Raw genomic sequence first — 13,776 nt, forward strand, 5'->3', positions numbered from 1 at the left:
ACAATTGATATGGTTTATTTCTTTAAACTATGAAAAGAACTTATTTAACCTATTTCTGCATTTTATTTGGGGCTACCCTTCAGGGCATGTCGATGTCCTTGTTTTTATTTCCTCACTCCATCCCTTCCGGCGGGGCAGCAGGACTTGCGATCTTGGTAAATCACTGGTTTCATTTATCTCTTGGTTTCTCTTTATGGCTATCTAATATTGTTTTTCTACTTTTCGCATTAAAGTATTTTGGATACACCTGGACCATTCGAACGATTCTTTCGGTTGCTATTACCTCCACAACCGTAACTTTTCTAACAGCCCTAGTTCCACATCTTCATATCCATATTATGGTGGATATACTATGTGGAAGTGTTTTCTTTGGTATTGGTGTAGGATTATTGATTCGAGCGGGGGCATCCAGCGGCGGAATGGTCATTCCAGCATTAATGATCGCTTCCTATAAGAAATGGAGTCCTGGAAAAGTAATGATGGGAATAAACTTTTTGATTTTTTTATTAACCGCCCTTGTGATTGATTATAAAATTGTTATTTTCGCGGTTATTTGCCAATTCTTTTCGACGAATATTATTGATTTTATTTTTGAATTAAAATTACAAAAAATAAGATTCCTAACAACAAATTGGAGAAAAAGATAAGAAGATCCCTAGAGAATCTTCTCTTCCTTTAAATTCTACAAATGGTTCGCCTTAAGGGGTCTCCAAACGGCGGGTTTCATCTAAGTAAGCTTCTTTCATTCCTTGGATTAGAATTTCGACCACTTCAGGACGGCTAAATTCCTTTGGCGGCTGTTCCCCGTTTTTTAACATACCTCTAACCTTTGTGCCTGATAAAATTACGTGTTGCTGTGAATCATGAGGACATGTTTTTTCAGAGGCCATGTTTTCGCATTTTTTACAATAAAAGCTATGTTCAAAAAAGAGCGGTTTAATGCCGAGTTCTTCGTCAGTGAAGTGACTAAATATTTTTTGGGCATCATATGTTCCATAATAGTTTCCTACTCCGGCATGATCTCTCCCTACTATAAAATGAGTACATCCAAAATTTTTCCGGACGACGGCATGAAAAATTGCTTCCCTAGGTCCAGCATATCTCATCGCGGCAGGAAAAACAGAAAGGAACACCCGATCTTTCGGGTAATAATTTTCGATTAAGACTTGATAGCTTTTCATACGGATTTCGCCGGGAATATCATCCGATTTTGTCTCACCCATCAACGGATTTAAGAAAAGCCCATCGACAGTCTCTAATGCTGTTTTTTGAATATATTCATGGGCCCGGTGCACGGGATTTCTAGTTTGGAAACCAACTACCGTATTCCATCCTAATCTCCTAAACTGCTTCCTTGTTTGGATGGGGTCCAAATAATAGCTTTCAAATTTTCTTTTCTCAGGTCTTTTTATCAGGGTAATGGGACCTCCGAGATAGATATCCGGTCGTTCTAACAGCCTTTTAACCCCTGGGTGATGAATATCGGTTGTTCTGTATACCATCTCAGCTTCAAACTTTTTATCAGGGATAAATAATTCCATCACATCCATTACACCATACACAGTGCCATTATGGATTAGATTGATCATCTCACCGGTTTTAAGTTCCTTCGCTTTATCTTTGGTGATAGCTAATGTAATCGGTAACGACCACGGGAGTCCATCGGACAATCTCATATTTCTAACGACTGAATTATAGTCAGTTATCCCCATAAACCCAGTAAGCGGGCTATATGCACCATTTGCAATTAACTCCAAATCACTTAATTCTAAATTTCCTAGTTCTACATAATTACGAGTGTAATCAATTGGAGTATTTAGGTTGATCCTATTTACCAATTCACCCCCATGGGGGACACTTTCACTCATTTTACTCCCTCCCTAATCTCTTGAATTTGCCTTTGTGGCCTATTATGTTTCATGGAGTCCGCATTCAGTTTTCGATTGACCAGCCCACCGTCCGGAACGGGAGTCTCTTGAATCTGCGATAGGCTTTGTACAGGGAGCACAGCCAATACTTGGGTACCCTTTATCGTGTAAGGGATTGTAGGGTAAATGATTTAGATGGATATAAGTCATAATGTCTTCCCATGACCAGTGAATAAGGGGGCAAATTTTTATTTTCTTAAATTTTTCATCCTTATTTATATATTGGGTGTTACTCCTTGTGGGGGATTGATCTCGCCTTAGACCTGAGATCCATGCTTCAGCATCCTGTAATGCTTCCTTAAGAGGAACCACCTTTCTTAAATGACAGCACAGATTGGGGTTACTCTGCCACAATTCGTCTCCATACCATTTGGTTTGTTCATCCAACGATATCCTTGGTTTAATAAGATCGATCTGCAGCGATGGGTAGCTGTTCCTAACTTCCTCAATTAATTGATAAGTTTCTGGAAAGTGTAGGCCGGTATCGAGGAAAATTATTTTCGCATGTTTATTTACTTTATGAATTAAATCGATTAAGACCATTCCCTCTGCGCCAAAGCTGCACGAATAGACAATTCTGTCTCCATAATTTTGGTATGCCCATTTTAAAATATCTAGAAAATCACGAGGATGGTCCAAAAGGGTACCTACCTTTTTTTCATCCCAATTTTCATACGTCAACAGTTCAGACAAGTAAGGTCACCTCGACTTTCTATTCTCGAAGATTGGAGTTCAATGCGAGTGTAATACAGGCATTGTTTTCGACGATTATTTTATTCATATGATTAACATCGCCAAACTGCGAATATGAAATCATTGCCCTAATCCACGATCCATGGCCGAACACTAAAATATTGGACAACTTCTTATATTTTTCGATAAACAAAACAACCCTTTCTTCCAAATTCTTAATACTTTCTCCTAACACGAGATCTTTTGGATTATGAATCCAAAGCTCACGATATTTCTCGAAAAGTTCTTCCTTTGGACGCCCTTCAAAAGGACCAAAATCTAATTCATCTAATAAGCCCTCTGTTTGGCATGCGTGGCCATACAACTGAGCTGTTTGATGAGTTCGTTTCAAGGTGCTGGCTAAAACAAGTTCAAATGGTGACAACTTTTTTAGCCTCTGCGCATTCTCTGCGATTCCTAAATATAATTCATCAGTTAATGGGGATAGTTCTATATCTCTCCTGCCTTGCAGCCAGGTTTTTTTATTCCATTCTGTGGGAAGATGTCTGATTAGCGTTATTTGCATTCATTTCCCTCCAAAAAAAATGTTTCACTTCTTAGACCACAGCGTTGCGCTTCTAATATTAGAACATCTCGTATTTTCACATTTCCTAAATTGACATTCGGTCCAATTTCTTTAATAAAATACATTTGATGTTTTGCCGATGGTGCTTCAAAGATGATTTTTTTGCTGTCAACATCGCTGACCAACTCTTGTATTAAATCGGACTTAAGATCACCACATTTTTCATAAATACCTGATGTCCCAGATTCCCTCCCTTCTGTAATCACATATTCACATCCGGCTTCTAAGAAGATCGATATTTCTTCTTTCCACCCAGAAATAGACATTTCCTGATTAGGATCTTTGGAACCAACCTCGGCGATGATATGAAAGTCATTTTTTAATTGTGAAATTAAACGGAGGCGTTCATTTATCGGAATATCTAGTGTCCCATTAGATATTTCAAGCCATTCAATCCCTAAATCCTGTAAAAAGGATAAGTATTCAGGAATTTTTTTTTGGTAAAAGCATTTTTCAAATAATGTACCGCCACAATAAGTCCTAATATGATATTCCTTGTAAAGCTGAACCTTTTCCTTTATGTTTGGCGTTACATATGCTGAACCAATCCCGATCTTAGCTATATCAATAAAGCTGCCATAATCAGATAAAATATTCTTTAATTCTCCTAGCGGGGTCCCCGAATCGATCACAGATGTTAGACCGTATGATCTACTTCCTGAAGTCCTTTCAGGAATGGTTAAAAAACTCATAGGGAATGCGCCTCCTCTATTTTTCTAGAATAGATTATTCGAAAAATGGGTGAATGTGTATATAATGGGCATTATTCCTAGGAAGTAAGCAATTGCGATTGTATAATCTGCTGTCTCATTCCAAACAATAATAGGGCTTAATTTTACAGTTAGGGGTGTACATACATTGCCGAAGCAAAAGCATAAAGGCTTGACGATTACTGCAATCAGTTCAATCCCGCTTATTTTAGTGTTAGGAAACTCAATGCTAATCCCAATTCTCCCAAAAATGAAATCAGAACTGAATATAACTCAATTTCAGACTAGCTTAATTATCTCTGTATTTTCGATTGCAGCGGCAATATCTATACCTGTATTAGGATATTTATCTGACCGATTTTCACGGAAAGCGATTATTATCCCAGCACTTATTTTATATGGCAGCGGAGGCCTTTTAGCTGGAGCTGCAGCTGCCTGGTTCTCCAATTCTTATACATGGATTATAGCAGGGAGGATTTTGCAAGGAATGGGTGCTGCCGGTACGGCTCCAATTGCCATGGCATTGGCAGGCGATTTATTTAAGGGTGGAGAACAAAGTAAAGTTTTAGGTTTAGTGGAAGCGTCGAATGGATTCGGGAAAGTAATCAGCCCAATTATCGGTTCGCTACTAGCTCTTCTGTTTTGGTACGCAGCATTTTTTGCCTTTCCGATTTTTTGTGCCCTATCAGTCCTCTTTACCATCTTTTTTATCAAGGAAAAGAAAGCAGAGAAAGAACCTCCCCCTTTAGGAAAATATGTAAAGGGCCTTGTTTCTGTTTTCAAAACAGAAGGACGCTGGTTATTTGCCGCTTATTTCACAGGTTCCTCCTGCCTTTTTACACTATTTGGGATTTTGTTTTATATATCCGATATTCTCGAGAAAGATCATCAGATTGATGGTTTACTAAAAGGTGCCATTTTAGCGATCCCCCTATTATTTATGACAACAACCTCCTATTTTACAGGCAGTAATATTGGAAAAAAAATGAAGGTAATGAAAAGATTAATCGTCATTGGCTGTTTATTAATGACTGCTTCCTTTGCATCATTGGTCTTCTTTACAAATTTACTTCCATTTTTTGCTGTCTTAGTCATAAGCAGTATTGGAACTGGTCTCGTTCTTCCTTGTATCAATAGCTTTATTACTGGTTCCGTACCGGCAGACCGGCGTGGATTCGTTACCTCCCTCTATGGATCCGTTAGATTTTTAGGTGTTGCCATTGGTCCACCTATTTTTGGGGCATTAATGGAATGGTCCCGTTCAGGGATGTTCTTATCTACAGCAGGTTTAACATTGTTATGTGGATTGCTTTCCATGATGCTCATCCATGTTGCTAAAAAGGAGCCTTCAGAAGAAAGTGATTCCTTGTTTGAAAAATTATCTTTCACATAAAATTGAAAAAGGTCCGTTTAGGAGAGTTTACTTGACAATGGAGCAAGATAAAAAGGAGTAGATGTCATTGCAAATTTATTTTTCTCCTGAGGTAATCACACCGCAGTTTCAGGTATTAAATGTGGTGGATGGAAAAAACAAAGCAGTAGGAAACGTGGCTCTTCTATTTGATGAAAAAAAGCTTTATGTTTATGGAATTTTAGAAGAAATAGAAGTCGGAGCGGATTTTAAGGATTTAGTCACACCTTATATAAAAGGATTAGCTAAGGCTCGGCCCGGATTAGATATTTTCTCTTGTTTATATGTCGGATGTAAAAAAATAAATTTGAATGAAGAAGAAAAAGATAAATGATGATTTAGGTGGACTCCAAGCTGGGTCCACTTTTTTTTTGGCATACCTTCCATGTCACAGGTGTCTAACTCTTTCATATTTTAATGTTATAAATCAACATTAGATTAGATATTCGGGGTGTGCGTGAATGAGCATGGGGATCATTGTAATGGGTCTTTTAATCGGCTTTATGGTCGGATTAACAGGTGTTGGAGGGGCCGCTTTGTTGACACCAATTTTAATTTTATTAGGTATCAGCCCTTCAATTGCGGTAGGTACTGATCTTGTTTATAACTCCATAACTAAACTTTTTGGTTCAATTCAACATTGGAGGCAGAAGACTATAAACTTCAAGTTAGTAAAGTATCTAGCTATTGGGAGTATTCCAAGTGCGATCTGTGCAGTAGGAATTCTCCATTTATTTGATTCTTTTTTTCATAATCAAGAAGTGGTGATTAAACACGCATTAGGTTACGTTTTAATATTGGTAGCATTGACTACCTTGTTTAAAACATTTATGAAAAATAAATTAGAATGGAATCATTTTCAAAAGAAGCCGATCCATGAAAAACGGAGCTTAACCATTCTGATTGGTGCTATATTAGGTTTTATTGTAGGCTTGACATCGATAGGATCTGGTTCATTGTTTGCATTAGCTATGATTTACTTGTACAGATTGAGAACTCCAGAATTGGTCGGAACAGATATCGCTCATGCCTTTTTATTAGTCTCCGCTGCAGGGATTATGCACGCAGGAATCGGCAATGTTGATTATCTATTAGTGTTTAACCTATTAATGGGGTCAATCCCCGGCGTTATTTTAGGAAGCACCTTATCCTCTAAGGTACCTGCAAAACCTCTAAGAACCATTATGGCACTGATGATTTTGATTAGTGGGTTTAAACTAATTTAATATAAGCAATTAACTTCTGTAACAGCTAAAAAGTCTATCAAATTTGATAGACTTTATTTTTATTGCCTTGTTCTATCTTGTGGCGTTAGGATTGCAGCCCTTGTATTATTAAGCGGGATTGGCGTCCGAGAGAGCATTATCCGAAAATCTCGAGGATTAAATGGAATAAACGGATACAAAAAAGGTGTATTCATGCTCTTAGTTTCAACAAGGAGCATGATCCATAACGTGATTCCTATGATCAACCCTGGAACTTTAAATAAAGCAACCATGATTAAAAAGAAAACCCGAAAAAGTCGATTGGCAAGGCTTAACTCATAACTTGGTGTGGCAAAAGTTCCAATTGCAGCAACAGCCACATATAGGACGACCTCATGAGTAAAAATCCCTACCTTTACAGCTACATCTCCAATGATAATTGCAGAAACGATACCAAGTGCTGTAGCAAGGGCATTCGGGGTATGAATAGCTGCCATTCGCAAAATTTCGATTCCGACTTCAGCAATGAGAAATTGCCAGATTAATCCAATCTCCCCTTGATCTTCTACACCGATAAACTTCCATCGATCGGAGAGTAATTGTTCATTTGTCGCATAAGTGTACCAAAGTGGTAAGAGAAATAAGGAGGATAACACAGCGACAAATCGTGCCCATCGTAAAAAAATCCCAATTACCGGCTTTTGACGATATTCCTCAGCATGCTGCAGGTGATGCCAATAGGTTGCTGGACAAATCATTACACTAGGTGACCCATCCACCACTATTAATACATGGCCTTCCATTAAATGAACGGCACTTGTATCTGATCTTTCTGTGTATCGAACTAATGGATATGGATTATAATTTCGGCCAAATACAAATTCTTCAATCGTTTTTTCCGCCATAGGAATCCCATCTATGGATATTTTTTCAAGTTCATTTCTTAACATTTTTACATTATCCGGGTCAACAATGCTATCTATGTATACTAATGCAATATCTGTTTTGGATCGCTTTCCTACTTGGACGTATTCCATTACAAGGGAGCGATCCCGTACACGCCTGCGAATTAACGCTAAGTTAAATACAATCGTTTCAACAAAGCCATCACGGGGTCCCCGTACAACCCGTTCAATATCTGGTTCCTGAGGAGAACGGATTGGATATTCACGTGAATCAATCAGGATTACTTGTTTCCCGCCTTCTACAACTACTGCAGTTTGTCCTGCAAGAATTTGGGCTATAACTTCCTCTAAATCATCTGATGTATTCACCTCTACATGAGGAATAAAACTTTTAAATAGCTTATCAATGGGATTATTTCCAAAATCCTCTGGTTTGCGTTTCTCAATTTCCTTCATAATTAAAAGTAAGAGATTAGCTGAAGCAAAACCATCTATCAAAAACATCCCGAACCGGAGTCCTCCGTATTCCAACGGTCGATGAATCACATCAAAGCTTTTTCCAATTCGTAATTCTTTTATTAAGTATTCTATATTATCTTCAAACTTTTCCTTAACCGGAATTTGAGTCCCCTTTTTTCCCAAACATGCCAACTCCTAAATTTTCATTATTGGTATTTTGCAACATGTTTGAGGTTAATATTCTCTTTTCAATATCATTAAGGAGTTCTATACATTAATGTTTAATGATTCGGATAAACTATTTTCGTGCTGTGCTTAAAGAAAGGTGGCACTTGGAGATGAATAAAATTTCTTATACACTGAGGAGGGCAACAATGGGAATTTTAAGTGGAAATCCTAAGGAAGAACCTTTACATTACGGTGAAGTCTTTGATATTTGGGCTTCTCAATTAGTCGGAAATAGTATGATAGCTGGTTATCAAACGATGTTAAACCATACCGGGGACGATGATTTAAAAAAATTATTAGTTGAAGCGATTGAAACCTGCCAGCAGCAAAAGAAACAAGTGGAAGAACTTTTAAAAGAAAATGGTATTGGATTACCACCTGCAGCACCCGAGCCGCCAGAAGCATGCCTAGAAGAGATCCCGGTTGGAGCAAGAATCCCGGATCCAGCCATTGCCGCTACACTTTCAGCAGATTTAGCTGCTGGTTTAGTTGCTTGCAGCCAGATTATAGGTAAATCCATTAGAGAAGATGTTGCAATGATGTATGGTCAATTTCATATTCAAAAGGCAGCACTCGGAGCGAAAGTCCTTCGCTTGAACAAAGAAAAAGGCTGGTTAATCCCACCTCCACTGCATCTAAATAAACATCATGATTGTTAAACAGTGTTTAGAATACGAGTTATAACATTCAATAATTAATTCAAAAAATCCACCATGTCAAATTCAGGTGGATTTTTTTGTGCATATTTCAAAAATCATGTTATTACCCAACTTTTATCCAATGATCTGGAATTCTTAAAGCAGATGGTAATTTGGTAGTACTATCTCCCAATGCCGAATTGACTTGTGCTTGTGTGAGAAAGATACTTCCGGTGAGATCAGCACCACGTATATCAGCATCTCTAAAGTCTGCACCAATCAGATCTGTTACTCTCATATCAGATTTCCGGAGATCCGCCGCAATTAGCAACGCTCCTCTTAAATTAGCTCCCTTTAGGTCAACACCTTTTAATTTTGCACCAAAAAGGTCTTTCCCCCTTCTAATGTCTTTCTTAGGTGAAACTTTAGCACGGACAAGTTCACTAGTGCGGAGAAGTAAATCATTAACGACCACTCGATGCGCTTGTACATTAAGCTCTATGATAGATTTTGGATTCAGATGGGTAAAATGCTCCGTTTCTTCTAGTACTGACTGCAAATCTTTATGGATAGGCTGTGCATCTTCTAAGCTAAGCGCTTCATTTAAGTAACAAAGCATCTCGTGAAGTTGTTGCATAATTGGAAATACATTAAACATTTCTTTAGCTATGGCTGGGTCATCCCGCCAATCCCTTCCATTGTATGTCACTTGTGATACCTTTTGACCTGCACCAAAGCATTCATATCCAACACAGCCTCTAAATCCTTCTTTTCTGAGATTTTTATGGATACCACAACGATAATCTGACTGTAAATTGGGACAAGGAGTACCTGCTTCTTTATCAAATGCAAAATCAGCCGATTTAGCATAGGGCAGCGCAACACAGCATAATCCAAAACAATTTTCACAGTCCGCACTAAATTTTTTAAGATTAGTGTTGTTTTCTTTTATTTGACTAGACATTCCTTCACATCCTTTTATGTAAATCAGCTATTGCGCCAAGTTATTTATAAATCTTCTATACTTCTAATTAAACACAAAATACCCTCTTATCCGCAATAGATAAGAGGGTTTATGATCAATGAATCATTCAGGAAAGTGCTTTTCTCTTTAGCGCCCTACTGTTTAAGTTATTACCATTCCAAAAAGCCATACTGGTAGCAATTAATAATAAGATACCTGTTACGATAAATACACTTTGAACCGGGAACATTCCACCAAGGAACCCACCAATCATCGGCCCAATCATCCCGCCTAGTTGGTTAGCAGTTTGATTCAAACTAAATGCTCTGCCACGGAAATCCTCTGGGGTCGACTTTACAACGAGCCCATTTAACGCTGGGAAGACTGCACAGAAAAATATCCCAAATACAAAGCGAATGAACGAAAATCCCCAAATCTCACTAAATAAAACTTGAGCAATTGTTCCTAATCCGCCGCCCAATAACCCGATAAATAAAACACGTTGAAATCCAACTTTGTCCGCCCATTTCCCCCATATTGGAGCAAAAAGAGCACTAGCGATTCCAGGCAAAGAGAACACTACACCCGCTAATAATGAGGCATTTTCAGACGACCCACCCAGTTTCACGATATATAAGGGGAGCACGGGCTCAATAGTCATCACCGAACAACTAGTGAGAACAGTTAGAATAAGGACGAGTAAAAAAGGGCGATTGGACAACGCTACTTTAAAGTCAGTCTTAATAGAACCCCGAACCTTACTTGGAGTGAAATTTTCCTCAACTACCCAAAAAATGATGAGGAGTGTGGCAATGAAAACAATCATACCTGCAGTCGCAAAGGCCCAGCGATTTCCGACTAAATGAGAAATCCCCCCACCTAACAAGGGACCAAGAATCGTTCCTGATGCCGATGCGGTAGAAATCAAGGAAAGGGCATACCCTACTTTATTATTAGGAGTATTGGTCCCTATCAAAGCGATTGAACCAGGAATGAATCCACTAAGTAATCCTTGCAAAATACGCAGAACTAATATTTCATAGGGATTCGTAACAAAAGCCATTAACGTATAGATGACAAAGAGGACAAATCCTGCACGGATAATCATCGGTTTTCTTCCATACTTATCTGCCATCCTCCCCCAAAATGGGGATGCAATCGCTCCTGCAAAAAAGGCGGAACTAAATAATAATCCTGACCACATTTCCGTATGTTCGTGCACACCAATTTGCAGAAGAAAAATTGGTAAAAAGGGAATGACCATGGAAAAGCTTGCGGCTGTAAAAAAGACCCCAACCCAAAGTACCCATAAATTCCGCTTCCAGTTTAGCATGCATTCCATCTCCAATGTTTGATCAAATTAGTACCAATTTTCTTCCTTACCAATGATCATTTTATTTTGGTTAATAATAACATACTGTTCATTTATTTTCACTTCCGAAATTTTTGTATACAGAAATATATGGATTCTATGAAAGAATAGCTTTTCTTTCTACCACAAAAAAAAGACCAGGATTCCTGATCTTTTGAGCTTGATATTTTAATTAAAGGGTTTTTTCTTTTCCGGAATTTTTCCTGACTGAATGAACCAGGAATGTACCTGAGAATACCGCAATTAATATGGAAAAGAAAACAAATTCATCTAATTGGTATCCAAATGCAGAAATGATCATTTTTATCGCGATTATCGCAATTAAGATAAACGCGGTAGTTTCTACTTCAGGAACCTTTTCAATCAATGTTAGGAATAGTTGAGCTACCCCTCGCATCATTAAAATCCCGATCACACCACCTAGAAAGAGAACCCACTCTTGATTAGAAACTCCAAATGCCGCAATTACACTGTCCAAACTAAAGGCAATGTCCATTAACTCAACCGTTAACACGGTTCTCCAAAATCCCATTTTTTTATTTGGGACTTCATCTTCGCCTTCATTATTCTTGATAAAGTTTTGAATGACAATCCAAAGTAAGTAATGACCGCCTACAATTTTTATCCAACCAACATTAATTAAAGTAACTCCTACACCTATTGCTAAAATTCGGAAAAGATACGCACCAAAAATACCGTAGAATAGGGCTTTCTTTCGTTGATCTTTAGGTAATTTTTTCACTAAAATAGCTAAAACAAGGGCGTTATCGGCAGATAATAGCCCTTCAAGAACAACAAGAGTCCCAATGACTCCCCAACTAGCTGGATTAGAAAATACCTTTTCAAATGCTTCTAGTGAAAAAAATGAACTATAACTATTGATAATTTCCTGTAGAAATTCCATTTTTTCTCCCTTTCCATTACTTTTTTTACTTTAAGCTTCTCAGTTCAAATTCTATACTTCCGGTGCTTGTCCCAATAAACAATCATTCACCCCATTGATGTTGTCCCTTTTCTCGCATCCTACTTTATATGTATGTATAGCCCTGATATTAATGAACCAAAAACATCTCTAACTTTGAATGCGATTATATATTTTTATTATTTGCTTGAAAAATGAGCAACAAAGGTACTGATCGCGGAAATGCCAAGCTAAATGTATAAATTTATCCTAATCAAAAAGACGATTCGGTCCCGAATCGTCTTTTTTCATTCCTTTTTCTGTAAGTTTTTTCTATATGGTTAATTAAATCACCCAAACATTCATACTAATTTTTTACTCATGTTGTACCAAATCACTCCGCCATGGTGGGAGCTTGAAACACCATTGTTGAGGTATCCATGGTTTTCATAGAAGCGAATTAAGTCAGCTTTACAGGTGAGGGTCATCGTCTCACGATTTTTTTCACTTGCTTCTGTTTCTATATGTGCAAGTAACGCTGATGCCACACCTCGTTTTTGAAAATACGGGGACACCGCTAATCCTAAAATACTTTGATGCCCGCCAGACACAGGGTTCTCCCTTATATCACTAAAGAGGTCATCTGTAATGTGTGCTTGATTAATGACAGGACCATTAACAAGACCAGCAATCACGCCCTCCTCTTCAGCTACAAAAAAACTATCTGAAATAAATTGAATGCGCTTTTCAAATGCTTCCTTCGTCGCAGCCTCTTCTTTTGTAAAGCAAAGATGTTCAATTACTATTAGTTCGGGTAAATCTTCCATTTTTACGTTTCGAATTTTTAACATATTAATATATCCCACTTCCTAAATGCCAAATGGATCTGCGAATACAGCTCCTTAGTTATTTTCGTTAATAATTCTGACAGTATTATTTCTAGCATTACAAAAAGAGTGACAGTTTAAGCCACTCTCGACTAATGATTATTAGATTTTATCTTGAATTTATTACTTTGTCATTCTGGTAGAATACGGGTGGGTTTCAAATCATTCTTCCTTTACATAATATAGGTGTAACATTCCTGTTTTATTACAAAATTATTCCAGTAAAATGTTTTCAGCCTGAGTAAATAAATTTACCTAAGTGTCCTTTACGGGCTCGTCTTATTTACATACACTAAAACAATTCAACAGTTTGGGAGTGAAATAAATGTATTCTAACTTAGTTACAAATGTTAGAACAGCCTTGGCTTACACGGTACAGGCCATTCGATATGCCGATAGTGCCTTAATCCTTTTTTTAGAAATGTCCGCATTTCCTTTACCACCAAATCCAATTAAAATACAATTCTACCAAGATGTCGTCGATAATCTCACAGAGGCTTATCTTGCCATGAAAGCTTTACCTTTCGATACTTATTTTCCTAGTGATCCCGTTTTTCCAAATGCCCCTATTGCTCCCCAAAGCCAAGATAACCAACACCTTATTCAACTATCCGATAACCGTATCTCACTGGCATTAGATAAGACGGAAGATACCATTAACTACCTTGACCAAGCAATTCTGTTAAGCGGTAAAAATGATCGACTTAACGGGCAGCTCTTTTTCATTAAACTAAGTTTAGAAGCCGCTCGAGACGCACTCGTTTCAGGTCTAAATGAACCGGATTTTGATAACCATTAATCTTTACCGACGACTCCTTTTTTCTATGATGACGGGTACAATTAACCTCTA

General features: G+C 37.8%; 15 protein-coding genes. 6 read left to right on the forward strand and 9 right to left on the reverse strand.

From position 1 onward, the window contains the following. Window positions 1-29 precede the first annotated feature (29 nt). The gene (locus tag AB7942_RS10320; RefSeq protein ID WP_168244158.1) at window positions 30-647 is read left to right on the forward strand and encodes a YitT family protein; all 618 of its coding nucleotides are present in this window, start codon (window positions 30-32) and stop codon (window positions 645-647) included. Window positions 648-698: 51 nt separating this feature from the next. Here the strand turns inward: AB7942_RS10320 and sat are convergent, their stop codons facing one another. Genes sat through AB7942_RS10340 form a run of 4 tightly spaced genes read right to left on the reverse strand, consistent with a single transcriptional unit; the run spans window position 699 to window position 3,938 of the window. Further along, window positions 699-1,868 (reverse strand): sulfate adenylyltransferase, encoded by a 1,170-nt coding sequence (sat, locus tag AB7942_RS10325; RefSeq protein ID WP_369446778.1) that lies wholly within the window; start codon window positions 1,866-1,868, stop codon window positions 699-701. 42 nt (window positions 1,869-1,910) lie between these two features. Beyond that, window positions 1,911-2,621 carry a phosphoadenylyl-sulfate reductase gene (locus tag AB7942_RS10330; RefSeq protein ID WP_369446779.1) on the reverse strand — a complete coding sequence of 237 codons (711 nt, stop codon included), beginning with the start codon at window positions 2,619-2,621 and terminating at the stop codon, window positions 1,911-1,913. A gap of 19 nt (window positions 2,622-2,640) precedes the next feature. Next, window positions 2,641-3,186, reverse strand: a complete 546-nt coding sequence (locus AB7942_RS10335) for a histidine phosphatase family protein (protein WP_369446780.1) — start codon at window positions 3,184-3,186, stop codon at window positions 2,641-2,643. Next, on the reverse strand, window positions 3,177-3,938 hold the full coding sequence (locus AB7942_RS10340) for a phosphosulfolactate synthase (protein WP_369446781.1): 762 nt from the start codon (window positions 3,936-3,938) through the stop codon (window positions 3,177-3,179). Before AB7942_RS10340 ends, AB7942_RS10335 begins: the two co-directional genes overlap by 10 nt. Window positions 3,939-4,104: 166 nt before the next feature. On the opposite strand from AB7942_RS10340, the gene AB7942_RS10345 reads away from it, so the two are divergent. From AB7942_RS10345 to AB7942_RS10355, 3 genes are all read left to right on the forward strand, one after another. Further along, complete coding sequence (locus AB7942_RS10345; protein ID WP_369446782.1) at window positions 4,105-5,349, forward strand: MFS transporter; 1,245 nt, start codon at window positions 4,105-4,107, stop codon at window positions 5,347-5,349. A 61-nt stretch (window positions 5,350-5,410) separates the two neighbouring features. Next, window positions 5,411-5,701: a hypothetical protein gene (locus AB7942_RS10350; RefSeq protein WP_373408499.1), complete on the forward strand. Its 291-nt coding sequence runs from the start codon at window positions 5,411-5,413 to the stop codon at window positions 5,699-5,701. Between the two features lie 127 nt (window positions 5,702-5,828). After that, the gene (locus AB7942_RS10355; RefSeq protein WP_369446783.1) at window positions 5,829-6,593 is read left to right on the forward strand and encodes a sulfite exporter TauE/SafE family protein; all 765 of its coding nucleotides are present in this window, start codon (window positions 5,829-5,831) and stop codon (window positions 6,591-6,593) included. 59 nt (window positions 6,594-6,652) lie between these two features. Here the strand turns inward: AB7942_RS10355 and AB7942_RS10360 are convergent, their stop codons facing one another. Continuing rightward, window positions 6,653-8,119, reverse strand: a complete 1,467-nt coding sequence (locus AB7942_RS10360; protein ID WP_369446784.1) for a spore germination protein — start codon at window positions 8,117-8,119, stop codon at window positions 6,653-6,655. A gap of 191 nt (window positions 8,120-8,310) precedes the next feature. Here AB7942_RS10360 and AB7942_RS10365 point away from each other — a divergent pair, with 191 nt between their 5' ends. Continuing rightward, window positions 8,311-8,823, forward strand: a complete 513-nt coding sequence (locus AB7942_RS10365) for a DUF3231 family protein (RefSeq protein WP_335711632.1) — start codon at window positions 8,311-8,313, stop codon at window positions 8,821-8,823. Between the two features lie 103 nt (window positions 8,824-8,926). Here the strand turns inward: AB7942_RS10365 and AB7942_RS10370 are convergent, their stop codons facing one another. The 4 genes from AB7942_RS10370 to AB7942_RS10385 all read right to left on the reverse strand — a co-directional run bounded on the left by AB7942_RS10370 (window position 8,927) and on the right by AB7942_RS10385 (window position 12,890). Beyond that, entirely contained in the window at window positions 8,927-9,766 is an 840-nt protein-coding gene (locus AB7942_RS10370) for a pentapeptide repeat-containing protein (RefSeq protein ID WP_369446785.1), read from the reverse strand. A gap of 127 nt (window positions 9,767-9,893) precedes the next feature. Beyond that, window positions 9,894-11,099 (reverse strand): MFS transporter, encoded by a 1,206-nt coding sequence (locus AB7942_RS10375; protein ID WP_369446786.1) that lies wholly within the window; start codon window positions 11,097-11,099, stop codon window positions 9,894-9,896. Window positions 11,100-11,310: 211 nt separating this feature from the next. Then, a complete protein-coding gene (locus tag AB7942_RS10380; protein WP_369446787.1) occupies window positions 11,311-12,042 on the reverse strand; it encodes a DUF475 domain-containing protein in 732 nt (243 codons plus the stop codon). Between the two features lie 359 nt (window positions 12,043-12,401). Further along, window positions 12,402-12,890 carry a GNAT family N-acetyltransferase gene (locus tag AB7942_RS10385; RefSeq protein ID WP_088087799.1) on the reverse strand — a complete coding sequence of 163 codons (489 nt, stop codon included), beginning with the start codon at window positions 12,888-12,890 and terminating at the stop codon, window positions 12,402-12,404. Window positions 12,891-13,251: 361 nt separating this feature from the next. Here AB7942_RS10385 and AB7942_RS10390 point away from each other — a divergent pair, with 361 nt between their 5' ends. Continuing rightward, on the forward strand, window positions 13,252-13,725 hold the full coding sequence (locus tag AB7942_RS10390; RefSeq protein ID WP_369446788.1) for a plant Invertase/pectin methylesterase inhibitor family protein: 474 nt from the start codon (window positions 13,252-13,254) through the stop codon (window positions 13,723-13,725). The last annotated feature ends 51 nt before the right edge of the window (window positions 13,726-13,776 follow it).

The organism is Neobacillus sp. BF23-41 (genome assembly GCF_041106275.1).